This window comes from Acutalibacter muris, assembly GCF_002201475.1.
GTDB classification, from domain to species: Bacteria; Bacillota; Clostridia; order Oscillospirales; family Acutalibacteraceae; genus Acutalibacter; species Acutalibacter muris.
On record NZ_CP021422.1, the window covers coordinates 1,659,526 to 1,676,949 of the forward strand.

At 55.2% G+C, this 17,424-nt stretch carries 13 protein-coding genes and 1 tRNA gene; 10 read left to right on the forward strand and 4 right to left on the reverse strand.

Features of this window, described 5'->3' with window-relative positions; genetic code table 11:
* Positions 1–28: 28 nt before the first annotated feature.
* Together ADH66_RS08425 and ADH66_RS08430 are read right to left on the reverse strand one after the other, a co-directional pair.
* Positions 29–2,173, reverse strand: a complete 2,145-nt coding sequence (locus ADH66_RS08425) for an RNA degradosome polyphosphate kinase (RefSeq protein ID WP_330397721.1) — start codon at positions 2,171–2,173, stop codon at positions 29–31.
* 10 nt (positions 2,174–2,183) lie between these two features.
* The gene (locus tag ADH66_RS08430) at positions 2,184–3,725 is read right to left on the reverse strand and encodes a Ppx/GppA phosphatase family protein (protein ID WP_066533548.1); all 1,542 of its coding nucleotides are present in this window, start codon (positions 3,723–3,725) and stop codon (positions 2,184–2,186) included.
* 174 nt (positions 3,726–3,899) lie between these two features.
* Between ADH66_RS08430 and ADH66_RS08435 the strand changes: the two genes are divergently transcribed.
* From ADH66_RS08435 to asnS, 6 genes are all read left to right on the forward strand, one after another.
* Positions 3,900–4,358, forward strand: coding sequence for a GNAT family N-acetyltransferase (locus ADH66_RS08435; protein WP_066533546.1), 459 nt, complete (start codon positions 3,900–3,902; stop codon positions 4,356–4,358).
* 70 nt (positions 4,359–4,428) lie between these two features.
* Positions 4,429–4,515: transfer RNA gene (locus ADH66_RS08440), tRNA-Ser, on the forward strand.
* Between the two features lie 56 nt (positions 4,516–4,571).
* Complete coding sequence (locus ADH66_RS08445) at positions 4,572–5,030, forward strand: 8-oxo-dGTP diphosphatase (RefSeq protein ID WP_066533544.1); 459 nt, start codon at positions 4,572–4,574, stop codon at positions 5,028–5,030.
* Between the two features lie 20 nt (positions 5,031–5,050).
* Positions 5,051–5,512: an 8-oxo-dGTP diphosphatase gene (locus ADH66_RS08450; RefSeq protein WP_066533542.1), complete on the forward strand. Its 462-nt coding sequence runs from the start codon at positions 5,051–5,053 to the stop codon at positions 5,510–5,512.
* A 16-nt stretch (positions 5,513–5,528) separates the two neighbouring features.
* Positions 5,529–5,810 carry an NUDIX domain-containing protein gene (locus ADH66_RS08455; protein ID WP_201448073.1) on the forward strand — a complete coding sequence of 94 codons (282 nt, stop codon included), beginning with the start codon at positions 5,529–5,531 and terminating at the stop codon, positions 5,808–5,810.
* A 28-nt stretch (positions 5,811–5,838) separates the two neighbouring features.
* Entirely contained in the window at positions 5,839–7,230 is a 1,392-nt protein-coding gene (gene asnS, locus ADH66_RS08460) for an asparagine--tRNA ligase (RefSeq protein ID WP_066533539.1), read from the forward strand.
* A gap of 51 nt (positions 7,231–7,281) precedes the next feature.
* On the opposite strand, the gene murC is transcribed toward asnS, so the two are convergent.
* On the reverse strand, positions 7,282–8,652 hold the full coding sequence (murC, locus tag ADH66_RS08465) for a UDP-N-acetylmuramate--L-alanine ligase (RefSeq protein WP_066533538.1): 1,371 nt from the start codon (positions 8,650–8,652) through the stop codon (positions 7,282–7,284).
* 702 nt (positions 8,653–9,354) lie between these two features.
* On the opposite strand from murC, the gene ADH66_RS08470 reads away from it, so the two are divergent.
* Both ADH66_RS08470 and ADH66_RS08475 read left to right on the forward strand, forming a co-directional pair.
* Positions 9,355–9,606 (forward strand): S-layer homology domain-containing protein, encoded by a 252-nt coding sequence (locus ADH66_RS08470; RefSeq protein WP_066533536.1) that lies wholly within the window; start codon positions 9,355–9,357, stop codon positions 9,604–9,606.
* A gap of 121 nt (positions 9,607–9,727) precedes the next feature.
* The gene (locus tag ADH66_RS08475; protein ID WP_066533534.1) at positions 9,728–11,314 is read left to right on the forward strand and encodes an ABC transporter substrate-binding protein; all 1,587 of its coding nucleotides are present in this window, start codon (positions 9,728–9,730) and stop codon (positions 11,312–11,314) included.
* Positions 11,315–11,388: 74 nt separating this feature from the next.
* Here ADH66_RS08475 and nifJ read toward each other — a convergent pair whose 3' ends face one another.
* Entirely contained in the window at positions 11,389–15,060 is a 3,672-nt protein-coding gene (nifJ, locus tag ADH66_RS08480) for a pyruvate:ferredoxin (flavodoxin) oxidoreductase (RefSeq protein ID WP_066533529.1), read from the reverse strand.
* A 357-nt stretch (positions 15,061–15,417) separates the two neighbouring features.
* Here nifJ and ADH66_RS08485 point away from each other — a divergent pair, with 357 nt between their 5' ends.
* Positions 15,418–15,894: a GNAT family N-acetyltransferase gene (locus ADH66_RS08485; RefSeq protein WP_066533527.1), complete on the forward strand. Its 477-nt coding sequence runs from the start codon at positions 15,418–15,420 to the stop codon at positions 15,892–15,894.
* Positions 15,895–16,075: 181 nt separating this feature from the next.
* Positions 16,076–17,422 carry a hemolysin family protein gene (locus ADH66_RS08490; protein ID WP_066533526.1) on the forward strand — a complete coding sequence of 449 codons (1,347 nt, stop codon included), beginning with the start codon at positions 16,076–16,078 and terminating at the stop codon, positions 17,420–17,422.
* Positions 17,423–17,424: the final 2 nt, after the last annotated feature.

The window sequence follows — 17,424 nt, forward strand, 5'->3', positions numbered from 1 at the left end:
CATCCTTTCAAAATAATATCCTGATGCTTTACCGTACCTCCTCAGCGGAGTGTATGGGGATAAGCGGACTGTCATGCTCCACATGCTGTAAGGCCTTTAGCCTCTCCTGAGCCTGCTTATAGAAGGTCAACTGGCTGCTGAAGGCCGACCGGCCCCTGCGGTTCACGTGCTGATAGCTGGTGTCCGGCTGCATTATCCGGGCGTTGGTGTTATCCGAGAGCAGGGTGTCCAAAATCCCAAAGGCCCGCTCCTTCAAATCGGCGTCCTCGATGGGGAAGACCAGCTCCACCCGGCGGTCCAGATTCCTGGGCATCCAGTCGGCGCTGCCCATATATATCTTCGGGTCGCCGCCGTTTTCAAAGCGGAATATGCGGCTGTGCTCAAGAAGCTGGCCCACTATGCTGATTATCTGTATATTCTCGCTGACCCCGGGCAGCCCCGGTATCAGGCAGCAGATACCCCGCACTACGACCTTTACCGGCACACCGGCCGAGCTTGCCTCATAGAGCAGGGAGATTATCTCCGGGTCCACCAGGGAGTTCACCTTGGCGGTAATGCCACAGGGCAGGCCCTTTTTCGCGTTCTCCGTCTCGATTTTAATGCGCCGAACAAAGAAGCTCCGAAGCCCGTGGGGCGCCACTGCGAAGTGCTGGTACTCCGGCGGGCGGGAATAGCCGGTTATCACATTAAAGAGGGAGGAGGCGTCCGCGCCGTACTGGCTGTTGCAGGTAAAGAGCCCTACGTCCGTGTATATCTTGGCGGTGGAGTCGTTGTAGTTGCCTGTACCCAGGTGCAGGTAGCGGCGTATGCCGTCCTCCTCCCGGCGCACCACCAGGGCTATTTTGCAGTGGGTCTTTAAACCGTGGAGTCCGTATATAACGTGGCATCCGGCCTTCTCAAGCTTCTGGGCCCAGTTGATGTTGTTCTCCTCGTCGAAGCGGGCTTTAAGCTCCACCAGCACCGTCACCTGCTTGCCGTTCTCTGCGGCGCGTATGAGGGCGGCTATGATGGGGGAGTTGCCGCTGACCCGGTAGAGGGTCTGCTTGATGGCCAGCACGTCTTCGTCCTCGGCGGCCTGCTCAATAAACTTAACCACACAGTCGAAGCTCTCATAGGGGTGGTGCACCATCCTGTCCTTGTCCCGTATGGCGGCGAAGATGTCGTCATACCCCCAGAAGTCCGCCGGGGCGACCGGGATAATAGGCTTGAAGCACATACCCTCGCAGCCCTTTATGCCCGCAAACTTTGAGAAGAAAGTCAGGTCCAGGGGGCCGGCCAGCTGGTATATCTCGTTTTTCTTTATTTTCAGTTGGTCTATAAGGAAACTGCGCAGGTCCTTGTCGCATTTTTGCAGCAGCTCCAGGCGTACTGGACGTCCGCGCTTGCGGCGCTTGATGGACTTCTTCACCTCGCTCATGAAGTCCTCGGCCTCCTCGTCTATCTCCAGGTCCGAATCCCTGGTGACCCGGAAGGGGCAGGCGGCTTTTATGCTGTGCAGCTCAAAGAGCTCCGAAAGGTTGTCAATTATAATATCCTCCAAAAGGGTAAAGGCCCGGCCCTCGTTAGAGGGCAGTTCCAGGAACCTGGGAAGGATGGCGGGCACCTGGACAATGGCAAACTGCTTGTCCCTGTCCTTATCCTTGGCTTTTTCCTTCTCCCTTTCTTTAGTATCCTTGCTCTCAAGCCGCACGGCGATGTTCAGGGACTTGTTGGCAAGCTGGGGGAAGGGCCTGCTGCCGTCCACGGCCAAGGGGGTGAGAACCGGGAACAGCACATTCTTAAAGTATTTGTCTACGCATTCCTTCTGCCTATTATCCATGGCGTCCAAATTTAAAAAGCGTATACCGCTGCGCTCTAAGGCGGGCAGTATGGAACGGTGAAGACAGGAATACTGCCGCTCCATAAAGTGGTGGGTTTTTTCCTCCAGAGCAGCTAAGAGCTCTTGGGGCGAGAGGTCAAAGCTCTCCTTGGGTTTATACCCTGAGTTGACCTGAGCCTTGACTCCGGCCACGCGCACCATAAAGAACTCGTCCAGATTGGAGCCGGTTATAGCCAGAAAGCGCAGCCGCTCCATCAGTGGATTCTCCTTTTTGGTGGCCTCCTCCAGCACACGGCCGTTAAAGTCCATCCAGCTCAGCTCACGGTTATAATAGGGCATCTTTTTTTCAGCCACACGAAACACCTCATATCATATTGAATTTAACTGAAAGCTCAGGCGATAGGCCAAAAACTTCCTTAAAGAACCTGGCGGCATACTCGAAATCCCACCGCTCTAAGAGCGTGTTGGCGGAGGACTGGGCCTTGATGAGCACCCGGTCCTCCTCCAGGCTCATCTTCACATTCTTCAGCTTTTCCAGATGGGACTTATCCATGGCGTTGGCCAGCTGGAAGATGGCGGAGAGCTTGGAGACCACTATCTGTTCCCGGACAGGAAGGGCGGCGAATTCAGGGTCATTCAGGTTGTTGGAGATGCTGCCCGCCACAAGGGCCACCTCTAGCACCTCTTTAGAGGACAGCCCGAAGATATCCATGCCGCGGATAATGTCAAAGGTGCACCGGCTGTGCTGCCGGGCGCTGACGAAGCTTCCGCAGCTGTGCAGCGTTGCGGCAAGCTCCAGTATAAGCCGCTTGGAGGGCTCAAGTCCGTGGACTTTTTTCAGCTTGTCAAACAGCTTTCCTGCATACTCGCCGATAAGCCGGCTATGGTTCTTATCACAGTGGAAGGCTCCGGCCATTGTCCCGGCGCAGGCCAAGGCGTTCTCCCGAAGGAAGTCTGCCCATTCGCTGTCGGCCTTGGGGCTCAGCATATAGCGGAGGACAGCCTGGGTAAGATCCACCGGGGGGGAGAGTATCTCTTGAACGTCCGGGGAGAAGCGTATCATACCCCTATAGATGAACAGCGCGGTATACAACAGCGCGGCACGGCCCTCCGTTATGCCATAGCGCAGAGCTATACCCTCGGCGGTCATGGCCCGTACTGAGTCATACAGCCCCTGCAGCTTCTGCACTTCTATGTGGAACACAGGGCCTATTTGCCTGCCGCCGCAGAGCTTTGCTATAAGGTTTATCTGGGTGCCGGTGAGCACCAGGCTGCGTATGGGGAAGCCGGACAGGTTCATGCGGCCCAGGACCGTATCCATATATTCCTCCAGGATATAGTGGAAATCCTCGGCCCCCCGCCGCAGGTCGCCCATAACATCGTGGAGCTTCAGCGCCCCTATGGGTATGTTCTGGAAGTAGACGATCTTACCGTCGTCCAGCACCGCCAGACCTACGCTTCCCGCGCCGATATAGGCTGCCAAAGTACAGCCGGTTTTGACAGACGGCTCACCGGCAAGGCTTTTTTTCAGCTCCGAAAAGATATACGCCTTCTCTTGGCTGCCGTCCAGCACCGATACGTCCAGGTTGTTACGCACCTTCAGCTGGTCCACTACCAGGGAGCGGTTGCGTGCCTCCAACAGAGCAGTGCTGGACACCACCCGTGGTTTCTCCACCCCATAGGACAGCAGCGCCTCTGAAAACTTGTCCAGCGCGCCCGAGAGCTGCCTCAGGCCATTAAAACTGATAGCCCCGGTTTCGAACACGTCGTGGTCCAAGCTGACGGGGTATTTTAGGTAATCTAGGGTGCGGACCTCTCCTTTTGAAAGCTGAGCCACACGCATACTGATATTGTTGGTGCCTATCTCAATGACCGCCGCAGCGTTGGCAGCGCCTTTTTTGTTCAAGAATATCCCTCCTAAAAGAAACTCTATGTCCTGATTATACCAAATTGCGCAGAAATATTCAAACCCATTTTCGGAACTTTTTATATTTTTTCAAAGGTCAGGCCTGCGGCGCTTGACGGTCAAACCGGCTGTATGGTATAATCGCGGCAATAATCTCATATTGGAGGCATGAATATGGAGACCGAAAGGCTTTACATACGCAGGTACACCAAGGAGGATTTCCCCGGCTTTTGCGAGCTCATAAGGGATAAGATGGCCTCTCCATACGCAAAATACGACCATACCTTTCCAACGGAGGATGCGGCCCTAATGGAGGTTTTAAATTTTTTCGCAATCTCGGACGAGTTCTGGGCCCTTGAGGAAAAATCGGAGCATAAAATCATCGGATTTGTCAGTCTGAATTACGTGGACGAAGCTTCCCGAAATCTCGGCTACTGCCTGCACACCCATTGGCACGGGAAGGGGTACGCTTCAGAGGCGGCGAGACGCATAATTAGATATGCCCGAGAGGAACTGGGGCTTGAAAAGCTGGTTACCGGCACGGCTGAGGAAAACCTTCCGTCAGTTAGGCTGCTGGAGCGGCTTGGGTTTACCCGGCTGTGTGAGGGCAGCTTTGAACTACATTTTCATTGACCTGAAATTTTTTGCAAAAAACTCTTGATTTTTTTCTCAGGATAAGCTATAATAATCGAGCCGGGGATACGGAGAGGTATTCTAATTGGTAAGGAGCCACATTGGAAATGTGGTGTGCCGCAAGGCATTGTGCGTTCGAGTCGCATCCTCTCCGCCAACTAAGAGAGCGTCGGAGCTTTTCCGGCGCTCTTAATCTTTTGGGAGGTCAGAGCTATGTCCAGAAAAGTGCAGGCTGAGCTTGTGACCATGTGCATGGTGTACGAAGGGGACAGGGTGCTGGTGCAGGACCGAGTAGACCCCGGCTGGCCGGGCGTAGCCTTTCCCGGGGGTCATGTGGAGCCGGAGGAGACCTTCACCGAGGCGGCGGCCAGGGAGGTCTATGAGGAGACCGGGCTTAAGATAGTCAGCCCGAAGCTGTGCGGGGTGAAGGAGCGGCTGGACCGGGACGGGTCGCGGTACATTGTGTTCCTCTATAAGTGCGACGAGTTCTCCGGGGAGCTCCGCTCCTGCGACGAGGGCGAGAACCGCTGGGTAGAGAGGGCGGACCTGGAAAGCATGAAGCTGGCCGACACCATGTATGAGCTGCTGCCGGTGTTTTTTGAGGATAGCTACAGTGAGTTTTTCTTAAGGCGCGGCGATAACGGAGAGGTACAGGAATTAAGGCTTTTGTAAACATAAGGGATGGGGTATAAATGGCCAGAGAGATAAAAGCTGAGCTTACGAATATGTGCATGATATACCGGGGCAATGAGGTGCTTGTCCAGTGCCGCACCCCTGAAAAGGGTTGGCCGGGAGTCACTTTCCCGGGCGGTCACGTAGAGCCGGGAGAGAGCATAACCCAGTCGGTGATACGTGAAGTCCGGGAGGAAACCGGGCTTACACTTGACCACCCGGTACTCTGCGGCATAAAAGACTGGATAGAGGACGATGGCTCACGCTATATCGTATTTCTATATAAGTGCAGTACATTTTCCGGGGAGCTAAAATCTTCGGAGGAGGGGGAGGTATTTTGGGTAAATCGTGCCGGTTTGCCCGGTATGAATCTCTCCAGCGGCATGGAGGAGACCTTTGAGGTGTTCTTCAACGACGGTATCAGCGAGCTCTCCTATTTCCGGGAGGACCCCGATAACGACTGGCGAATAGTGCTGGAGTAAACTTTGGAGGTGTGCTATGACTACACAGGCGGAGCTGACAAACATGTGCATGATATGTGATGGCAGTAAAGTTCTGGTACAAGACCGCATAGACCCCAAGTGGTCGGGCATTACATTTCCTGGCGGACACATTGAGCCGGGTGAATCCTTCGCTGACGCAGTTATTAGAGAAGTCTGGGAGGAAACCCTGCGGGTCTTTCTTGACGACAATATTAGTGAGTTGTCCTACTCGCCTAAAGATACAGCTAATATGGGTTCAGATTGGCGTTATGAAGACTGGACATATAGCTTGAATTGATAATTTTATTATATAAGGAGCAAACACAATGAAACATCAGGACATATCGGCATTTTATAAGGACCTGGACGCGTACGCCGGTAAGACCGTTACCGTGTGCGGCTGGGCGCGGTCTATTCGTGACTCGAAGACCCTGGGCTTTATCGACATGAACGACGGCACCTGCTTCAAGGGCGTGCAGGTGGTGTTCGAGGACGGCAAGATCGACAATTTTAAGGAAATAGCCGCCCAGAACGTGGGTGCGGCTCTTATCGTCACTGGAGAGCTGATCGTCACCCCGGAGGCCAAGCAACCCTTTGAGATTCACGCACATGAGATAAAAGTCGAGGGCGCGTCAACGCCGGAGTATCCCTTACAGAAGAAGCGGCATACCGTTGAGTACCTGCGCACCATACCGCACCTTCGGCCCCGAACCAATCTGTTCAGCGCGGCCTTCAGGGTCCGCTCGGCGGCGGCTTTCGGTATGCATAAATTCTTCCAAGAGAACGGCTTTGTGTATATCCACACCCCGGTGATAACCACCACCGACTGTGAGGGTGCGGAGATGTTCCAGGTCACCACTCTCGACCAAGAGGACCTTCCAAGGAATGAGGACGGCAGCGTGGACTACCGCCAGGACTTTTTCCAGAAGAAGGTATTTCTCTCCGGCTCCGGCCAGCTACAGGTGGAGTGTACGGCTCAGGCTTTCTCGAAGGTGTACACCTTCGGGCCAACATTTCGGGCCGAGCGCTCTAATACCCCCCGGCATGCCTCGGAATTCTGGCATATTGAGCCGGAGATGGCCTTTGCGGACCTCTCTGACGATATGGACGTGATTGAGGCGGCGGTGAAGTACGTGATAAACTATGTGCTGGATACCTGTCCCCAGGACATGGAGTTCTGCAACCAGTTTGTGGATAAAGGCCTTCTTGAGCGTCTGCGCCACGTGGCCGGGTCTGACTTCGCCCGGGTGACATACACTGATGCTATAAAGATACTTGAAGAGCATAACGGAGAGTTTGAATACAAGGCTGTATGGGGTGAGGACATCCAGACAGAGCACGAGCGTTTCCTGGCCGAAAAGCACTTCGGCCGGCCGGTATTCGTTACAGACTACCCCAAGGAGATAAAGTCCTTCTATATGCGTCAGAACGACGACGGCAGGACTGTCGCCGCCACGGACCTGCTGGTGCCGGGCATCGGCGAGTTGGTAGGCGCCAGCCAGCGCGAAGAGCGCTATGATGTGCTGCGGGCCCGGATGCGGGAGTTGGACATGAGCGAGGAGGATATGTATTGGTATCTGGACCTGCGCCGCTTTGGTACCACGGTTCACTCAGGGTTCGGCATCGGCTTCGACAGGCTGGTGATGTACCTTACCGGCATAAGCAATATCCGGGATGTGCTGCCCTTCCCGCGTACTACTGGTGTTGCGGAGTTCTGACATCTAATATAAAACGAAACCTCCGGGTAGCCCCGGAGGTTTTTGCATATCTCATTTTTTTGCCTGATACCGTTCAACTATCAGGTTTGCGCATTTGTATATGTCCCCGCCGCCCAGCGTGAGTATCAGGTCACCAGCTTGGGCTTCCTTCATCACATACCCGGCGATCTCCTCAAAGCTTTGGAACCATACGCTCCCGGGCACCTTTGCGGCCAGGTCGCTGGTCTGTATACCGTAGATATTTTCCTCCCGCACGGCCAGTATCTCCGTCATGACCAGGTGGTCGGGAAGGGACAGGGCCTTGGCGAAGTCGTTCAGGAATGTGTAGGTGCGGGAATAGGTGTGGGGCTGGAACACAGCCCAGACCTGCCTATAGCCCATACGCATGGCCGAGGACAGCACGGCGGTGAGCTCGGTGGGGTGGTGGGCGAAGTCGTCCGCTACGGTGACCCCCTCAAACTGCCCGAGTATCTCAAAGCGCCTGTGCACGCCCCCGAAATGCTCCAGCGCGGAGCATATTTTCTCAGCTTCAATGCCCAGGGAGTGGGCTGCTGCTGCGGCGGCCAGGGCGTTGAGCATATTGTGCCTGCCCGGGACAGCCAGATTTACCCGGCCCAAGGCCCTACCCCTATGCATGAGGGTGAAATCCTCGCAGGCACTGGGCTCCTCGTTGAGCTCGGCCGGGTAGTAGTCGCAGCCCTCCCCCAGGCCAAAGGTGACTATCTCTTTATTAAGCCCGGCCACGGCCTTCATAACGCTTTCGTTCCCGGCGTTCACCACCAGCAGCCTGTCGGTCTGCATAGCAAACTGCCGGAAGGACTTGACAATATTCTCAAGGGTCTTGAAATAGTCCAGGTGGTCCGGCTCAATATTCAGCAGCAGCGACACCGCCGGGTGCAGCTGCAAAAAGGTGTCCACATATTCACAGGCCTCACAGATGATGGTATCGCTGCCGCCCACACGACAGTTGCTGTTGATAAGAGGCAGCTTGCCGCCGATAATGGCGCTGGGGTCCGCACCGGCTTCGATGAATATCTGGGTGAGCATGGAGGTGGTGGTGGTCTTACCGTGGGTGCCGGATACCGCTAAAAGACGAGGGTACTTGGCCGTTAACATCCCTAGCATTACAGAGCGCTCTAAGGTGGGCACGCCCCTCTCCCTGGCGGCAACAAGCTCCTGGTTGTCGGCCCGACAGGCTGCAGTATACACCACTGCTTCCGCATCCCCAATATTCCCGGCGCTATGCCCCATAAACACTGGAATACCCCAGCCCTTCACACGGTCAAGGGTGTCCGACTCGTTCATATCCGACCCGCTTATCTCATAGCCCTTATTCATAAGCAGCTCGGCCATAGGGCACATGCCGGAGCCACCAATGCCCACAAAGTGCAGCCTTTTCACGCTGTCCAGTATATTATCCATTCCAAGCATCCTTTCGGCAGATGATTTTTTATTATTATATTACAAATCGTGCGCAAAATAAAGGGGTTTGGGAGCTTTTTCCAATTTTTATCTTAACTTTTTCAGAGGGGTGTGGTATGATAATTTTGCGACACAACTTAATACTTTAGACTAACCAAGGGAAGAATATCTGTATTACCTTTCGGTAAAAATGCAGACTCTCTTTCGCTTCCCTATGGTTAGTCGAAAGTTGTGTCGCAGCAATCGGAGTCAAGCATTTTTCGTGCGTGGCTTTCGGGCTGCGCACTTTTTGTTTGATTGTCGGGTTTTGCCCTATTTTTGTTTCTGCTGGTGGGAGAGGGGCATACCTTGTTGATATGGATGGAACCGTTCATGAGCTTACAGTATACAATGGAGATAATGGCGATGGAAAGACGTGGACCTATGACCGGAGAACAGAAACACTAACCTTGAAGGGCTATCATGGAAGATGCGTGTATGGGATATTGCAAAAGGTAGTCCTTGAAAAAGGGAGCATAAACAGTCTGGCTGGTATGTATATTTCATACCCATATTCTTATCTAGTCCATAAGGCTTCTATCGGATTATACTCGCGCAGAACTTTCTATAGAAGATGGCTTAGTTTTAACAGGCGGAACCAAAGAGGACGATGATTTCCCATTAGAGCTATGCAAATCAGAAACAAAATATGATTTTTTTCAAATGCCCAAAACATCGTCAGGAGATAAGGCCACCTATGTTTGCATAGCCCCCTCGGAGCCCAATCCTCCCACCCCTCCAACCTCCTTCACCTCATTTACCGATGTAAAGCCTGGGGCATATTACGCCGAGCCGGTGAACTGGGCCGTCGAAAGCGGCATAATTGCTGGAACCGGCAACGGCAAATTCAGCCATGAAAAGACCTGCACGCGCGGGCAGATCGTCACGTTCCTGTATAACGCCAGGAATCTGTAAGTTGACGTAACTTTATAGAAAACCCGTCCCTTCAGTTGGGCGGGTTTTTGCTTTACAACTTTAGCGCGTTATGATATAATAGTACCGATCGGAAAACTATAATTGAAAGGACGTGAAGCTAATGAAAAAACTTACTGCGCTTCTATTGGTCACGCTGGTGCTGGTAAGCTTGTTTTCGTGCGCAAAGCCAAAGGAGCCCGAGGTAAGCGAGACCCCGCCGGAGCCCAGGGCGGAGGAAAGCGAGCTGAAAGGCACACTGAAAGTGTTAAGCGAGCGGTTCTGCTGGAACAGTCCCATGAGTAACGTGAATTCCAACAACTTTTCGCCGGTGCGGGACAATATTGCAAACGTCATGTTTTACTTCCAGGAACTGTACCCTGACGTGAAGATTGATATTGAATATCTCCCCACGGACCAGGAGGAGCGGGAGGCCAATATTAAGCAGCGCCGGACAGCTATGATGGCTGGAAAGGAGGTGCCGGATATCTATCTGATGCCCACCTCCAGTCTTGCAGAGATAAGCTATGAGCCAATGGAGCCCCTTTTTAAGGATGTGGCCCAGGCCATGAGCAATAACTGGTTTGCGGACATCAGCGGGCTTTATAACGGCGACACGGAGCTGCACACTGAGGAGCTGAATAAAGCCGTGATGGACGCGGGGACCATCGGTGGGGCAAGGTATGTGCTGCCCCTTGGGTATGAAATGCCGGTATACATAACCCGCAAGGACCTGCTGGAGGACGCGGGCATAGACCGGGAGCGGCTTAACGCCGGGGTGGACAGCATGATGGATACCTTTATGGAACTGCGCGAGCAGGGGGACTCACGTTGGGCTGCCAGTTCGTATTTTGGTTATGGTCTGGACCTTTCGTTGCTGCCGAAGGCCTGCGACTATGAGAAAGAGGAGGCGCTGATAGACAGCAAGCAGGTGGAGAGCCTTCTGCTGGACTTGGCCGAGTGTACGAGGATAGTCGATGAGGAGTGGCAGAAAAAGCTGAGTGCTGGCGAGACAATCCCTGGCCGGACCTTTCATGCTGAGTCATACTTGTATTCATCCCCGAAGGACACCAGCGTGGCGTTTGCGGTTGGGGAGGATTATCCGGGCAGTTGTTCCTCCATGAGCGAGGTGATCGATGCCGTAGGCTGCGGCAAGTCTATGGGCCATGAGATGGAGATAATACCTGTCCGGGCTATAGACGGGACCCTGAACGCGGAGATAACCTACTGGGGGGCCATAGGCGCGGGGTGCGAGAACAAAAAGCTTGCCTATGAGTTCCTGCGGCTTTTCCTTACGCCGGAGGTGCAGCATGAGGGACAGTTGAAAACCCCTGCAAAGACATATAATATGAACTTTGAGTGGGCGAAGGAGAGTATTCATGGAGGTCCGTTCCCTGGCTGGCCGGTGAGGTATAAGGGCTTCGCCGAGAGTAGGTGGAACAGTACGCTGGAGGGTTTCAAGGCGACAGATGGCGGGAACAGCCAGAGGAAAGAGGCGCTGCTGAGCGTTACCGTGGAGGACAGCGATCTGCCCTTCCTGGAGGTGCCCATCGACAATGCGCGGTTTATTTCGTCGATAGACGAGGAATTTTACCAGTATACCAGAACCGTGGGGAACACTATCGAAGTGCAGGACTATAGCCAGGCCGACGCGGCAAAGGCTGCAAATGAGTTTATACGCAATGTGAACTACCACTTGGCAGAGGGATAAATCACAGAACATCAAAATACCCGCCCAGTTACCCGGGCGGGTATTTCTTATGCTATTTCACTGTTCTCGGAAAATTACTCAGCCATCTTCTTCAGCTTGGCGTACTTCTCCTCGGCAAACTTCTCGGCATTGGCGAACAGCTTTTCAGCGCGCTCCGGGAAAGCCCGGGTCAGACTATTATAGCGCACCTCGCCCATGATGAAGTCGCGATAGGAGGCAGTGGGCTCCTTGCTGTCCAGCTGGAAGGGGTTCTCGCCAGCGTCAGCCCTGCGGGGGTCGAAGCGGAAGTTGTGCCAGTAGCCGGCCGCAACAGCCTTCTTCTCCTCAAGCTGGGAGATGCCCATGCCACCCTTGATACCATGGTTGATACAAGGGGCGTAAGCCAGGATAATGGAGGGGCCCTGATAGCTCTCGGCCTCGGCGAAGGCCTTGATGCACTGGTTCATGTCGGCGCCCATAGCGACCTGGGCCACGTACACATAACCGTAGCTCATGGCGATGGCTGCCAGATCCTTCTTCTTCTGGGCCTTGCCGGTGGCGGCGAACTGTGCCACGGAGCCGCAGGGAGTGGACTTAGAAGCCTGACCGCCGGTGTTGGAGTACACCTCGGTGTCGAAGACCAGCACGTTGATGTTCTCGCCGGAGGCAAGGGCATGGTCCAGACCGCCGAAGCCGATATCATAGGCCCAGCCGTCGCCGCCCAGGATCCAGACGGACTTCTTGGCAAGGTAATCCTTGTCCTTCAGTATCTCGTTGCACAGATGGCAGGCCTCGCAGTCACAATACTTGTCGCCGGCAGCCTTGCGCTCCTCGTGATGGGCCAGCATCTTGTCGGCGGCTTCACGGCTGCCAAAGACTTCCACGGCCTTATCGGACTTGGCAAAGTCGATGACCCAGTCGATGGACGCGCGGCTGTACTCCAGCGCGGCGATATACGCTTCGGCAGCGGCCTCGTTGGCCTTGGAGTCGTTCATGGTCTCCAGCCAGGCCTTGCCGGTATCTTTAACTTCCTGCTCCACATAGTCAACAGCGATGAGCTTCTCGGTGAGCTCGGCCAGCCTGCCGCGCACGGCGTTCTGAGCCAGGCACATGCCAAGGCCGAACTCGGCGTTGTCCTCGAACAGGGAGTTCTCCCAGGCGGGACCGTGGCCCTTCTTGTTGACGGTGTAGGGAGTGGCGGGAGCGGAGCCGCCCCAGATGGAGGAGCAGCCGGTGGCGTTGGCGATGAACATCTTGTCTCCGAACAGCTGGGTAGCAAGCTTCGCATAGGGAGTCTCGCCGCAGCCGCCGCAGGCGCCGGAGAACTCAAGCAGAGGCTGCTTGAACTGGCTGCCCTTGACGGAGGTCTCCTTGAACTTCTCAGCCACAGCCTCCTTTGCGGGCAGGTCAATGCCATAGTTGAACACGGCCTGCTGGGGACGCTGGGAGTCGATGGAGGCCATCTGCAGGGCCTTCTGCTTGGCGGGGCAGGTGGTGACACAGCTGCCGCAGCCGGTGCAGTCCAGGGTGGAGATGACCATGGCGAAGTTCATGCCGGGCACGCCGGTCATGGGCTTACTCTTTGTGCCCTCGGGAGCGTTCTTCAGCTCCTCGTCGGTCATGGCAATGGGACGGATGACCGCATGGGGACACACATAGGAGCACTGGTTGCACTGTATGCAGTTCTCGGGTATCCACTCGGGAACGTCCACTGCAACGCCGCGCTTCTCGTAGGCAGCGGTGCCCTGGGGAGAGGTGCCGTCGGCATACTTTTCAAAGGTAGAAACTGGCAGGTCCTTGCCGTGGAAGGTGTTCACGGGGAACACCACGTTGTTGACATAATCCACCAAATCCTGACGGGTGCCGGTGGCGACCTTCTTCTGAGAGTCGTCCACGGTGTCCTTCCAGGCGGCGGGCACGTCCACCTTCACATAGCCGTTGGCACCCCGGTCGATAGCGTCGTGGTTCATCTTGACCACGGCCTCGCCCTTCTTGCCGTAGGACTTGGTGGCGGCATCCTTCATATACTTGATGGCGTCCTCTTCGGGGATTATCTTGGCGATGGAGAAGAAGGCGGACTGGAGCACCGTATTGGTGCGGGTGCCAAGACCCAGTTCCTTGCCGATGGCGAAGGCATCGATGGTGTAGAAGTTGATCTCATTGTCGGCGATGAACTTCTTGACCTTGCCGGGCAGGCGCTTGTCAAGCTCCGCCGCGTCCCAGGAGCAGTTCAGAAGGAAGCTGCCGCCCTTCTTCAGATCCTGCACCATATCATAGGTGTCAAGGTAAGCCGGATTGGAGCAGGCCACGAAATCGGCCTTGGAGATATAGTAGGTGCTCTTGATGGGGGTGTGGCCAAAGCGCAGGTGGCTGATGGTCAGACCGCCGGATTTTTTGGAGTCATAGTCGAAGTAGCCCTGGGCATACATGTCGGTGTGGTCGCCGATGATCTTGATGGAGTTCTTGTTGGCGCCCACAGTGCCGTCGGAGCCGAGGCCCCAGAACTTGCAGCTGGTGGTGCCGGCGGGAGCGGTGTCGGGATCCTCCTTCACGTCCAGGGACAGGTGGGTCACGTCGTCCACGATGCCGATGGTGAAGCGCTTCTTGGGCTCTGCGCTCTCCATGTTGCGGTAGACGGCGATGATGTCGCTGGGCTTGGTGTCCTTGCTGCCCAGGCCATAGCGGCCGGTGTAGACGGGGCACGCGCCGAAGCTGGTGCCGTTGATGGCGGCCAGCACGTCCAGGTACAGGGGCTCGCCGATGGAGCCGGGTTCCTTGGTACGGTCCAGGACAGAGATGGTCTTGACAGTCTCCGGCATAACGTTCAGCAGGTACTTGGCCACGAAGGGGCGGTACAAGTGGACCTTCACAAGGCCCACCTTCTCGCCGGCGGCCACCAAGTAGTCGATGACCTCCTCGATGGTCTCGCAGGCGGAGCCCATGGCGATGATGACCTTGTCCGCATCGGGAGCGCCGTAGTAGTTGAAGGGCTTATAGTCGGTGCCCAGTTTCTCGTTTACCTTGTTCATGTACTCGACGGCCACCTCGGGTACGGCGTCATAGTACTTGTTGCAGGCCTCTCGGGCCTGGAAGAAGATGTCGCCGTTTTGGGCCTGGCCGCGAAGCACGGGATGCTCGGGGTTCAGGGCATGACGGCGGAACTCGTCCACAGCGTCCCAGTCCAGCATCTCGCCCAGGTCCTCATAGTCCCAGGTCTCGATCTTCTGTACCTCGTGGGAGGTGCGGAAGCCGTCGAAGAAATGCAGGAAGGGCACCTTGCCCTTGATAGCGGCCAAATGGGCTACCGCGCCCAAGTCCATGACCTCCTGAGGGGAGTTGGAGCACAGCATGGCGTAGCCGGTCTGACGGCAGGCGTACACGTCGGAATGGTCGCCGAAGATGTTCAGAGCGTGGGTGGCCACTGTGCGGGCGGAAACATGTATGACGCTGGGCAGCAGCTCGCCGGCGATCTTGTACATATTGGGGATCATCAGCAAGAGACCCTGGGAGGCGGTGTAGGTGGTGGTCAGCGCACCTGCGGCCAGTGAGCCGTGGACAGCGCCGGCGGCGCCGGCCTCAGACTGCATCTCGGTGACACGCACCTCGCGGCCAAACAGGTTCTTGCGGCCTGCGGCAGCGTACTTATCGGTCTCGTCGGCCATCACGGAAGAGGGCGTGATGGGGTAGATGGCGGCAACGTCCGTGAACGCGTATGAAACATGCGCGGCGGCGTTGTTGCCATCCATGGTCTTCATTTTTCTTGGCATTTTAACGATTTCCTCCTTTTAGGATGCTCGGTGTGCCGGGCGGCCAGAGCCGGACCTTCGCACTTACCAATATATTTTACCATTAAATTTGGCTTCTGTAAAGGACAAAATCGCCATTTTGCGATTTTTTTGTGCCCAAAAAGAATCAGTGCAGGAGCGTCTGAGGGTAATCTGAACGCTACTTTCTCTATTAATAGGCCACCGATAGGGAGCACTTAACAAATGCGGCTTGACAATCAGTCCATGCCTGCAGTATACTGTGAAAACTATTAAAAGTCAGCAATTTGGGATTAGAACCCGTACAAACGGATTAGTTGAGAGAGGAATCTTGCATGAATAAAGTAGAGCTTAAACTATATGAAAACGCCCACAAGGAAACTATGCTGGAGGATATTGCAGCTTTCTGGAGCACCCATTACCAGACTGTTACTCCAGCTCAGGCGGCGGGCAATAATAGAAGAATGGACATCAGAGGGGCACGCACTGTACGCTATCTTTTCCAATGGTTTGGAGGTGGGTTTCCTTCATATGGGAAGTCGGGGCGATGCCTGTGACTGGCTGGAGGAGGTGTTTGTCCGGGAAGACTTCCGCAGACAAGGTATTGGGAGTACGGCCATTGAGGCGGCTTGGGCTATGCTGCGGGAGAAGGGGCTGGAAACCATGTATCTGGAGGTAGTTCCTGCTAACGAAGGGGCTATCCGGCTTTACCATCGGCTGGGTTTCACCAATCTAAACACTCTGACGCTGAACCGTTCGGTAAAAGAGAAACGACAGTTGGGTACACAGAATATTGGTGGGCTGGAGTTTCGGACTTATCGGCCCAATAATGGATAATATCGATTTGTCAAGGGGGTTCATCTTTTGGGTGAATCCCTTTGATAAACCTTCTCTTTCATAGGTATAAGGTGTCTTCCAAAGCCTAAAACGACTTTATGATTGACAATGCGGCCCCTTTACTGTAAAATAAGAAATAATTTACCGAATTTTCCTATTCAAGAAAGGAGTTTCCACAGCCATGCCAGAAGACCCTGACGGTACTGCCGTCATACCGATTATACTGACCGTCATATTCATGCTCCTCTCTGCGCTCTACGCAGCGGGGGCCTCGGCGGTTTCCGCCCTGTCAGTTTCCCAGGTGAAGCGAGAGGCGGATTCCGGCGGGAGGAGGGCAAAGGCCCTATTGAAGATCATTGAGGCCCAGGAGACCGTGGTATCGCCTCTGCAATCGGGCCTGCTTCTCTGCGGGCTTCTGGGGCTCGCCTGCTGTATCACGGCCCTGCAGCGCCCTATAGCTTCGCTGTTCCCGGATACAATAGGGGCCGGGCTGCGCCTGGCCCTTGGCAGTCTGCTTGCCGCGCTGGGGTACATCGTTCTGTTTTTCCTGCTGTGCGACCTGCTGCCGAAGAAGGCCGCAAGGCACTGGGCCAAGAGCTTTGCATACGGCCACCATAAGTTTATAAAAAGGCTTTCCGGCGCGGCCATGCCCTTCCTTGCCGCAACCAAAGCCATAGTAAACGGCATTTTGCGCCTGCTGCGCATAGACCCCCACAGCCTTGAGGACGCGGTCACCGAGGAGGAGATAATGCAGATGGTGGGCGAGGGCGAGGAAAAGGGCGTTATTGAGGAGACGGAGAAGGACATGATAGCCAATATCCTGGACTTCAACGACACCGCCGCCGGGGAAATAATGACCCACCGCACGGATATCGCTGCCGTTTCCGATGACTCGGACGTGACCCAGGTGGTGGCTCTGGCCCTGGAGCACGGCTGCTCCAGGGTGCCGGTGTATCACGAGGATATCGACTCTGTTGTGGGAATCTGTTACGTAAAGGATCTTCTTCCATATGTGGGGGTGACTCTGCCGAAGGCCGTTTCCGTTACCCGGCTTATGCGTCCCGCATACTTTATTCCTGAGACTAAAAAGTGCAGCCAGCTCTTTACCGAGATGACCGAGCGCAAGGTACAGATAGCCATCGTAGTGGACGAGTACGGCGGGACAGCCGGGCTTATAACCCTTGAGGACCTGGTGGAGTCTATTGTGGGCAACATCCAGGACGAGTACGACAACGAGACGGAGGAGATACACCGGGTCAGCGAGACCGAGTTCACTGTGGACGGCACCGCCTCTATCGATGAAATATCGGACCTGACGGAGACCGAGCTCCCCGAGGGCAATTACGATACTATTGGCGGCCTTGTCACTGAGATGCTTGGGTATATCCCAAAGGAGGGGGAACAGCCCCAGGTGGAGGTGGCGGGTCTCAGCATAAAAGTGCTGGAGGTCGAGGACAGGCGGCTCTACCGTCTGCTTATTATTAAGCTGCCTCCCATAGACGAAGACGGTGAGAAGGAGGACGAATAGCT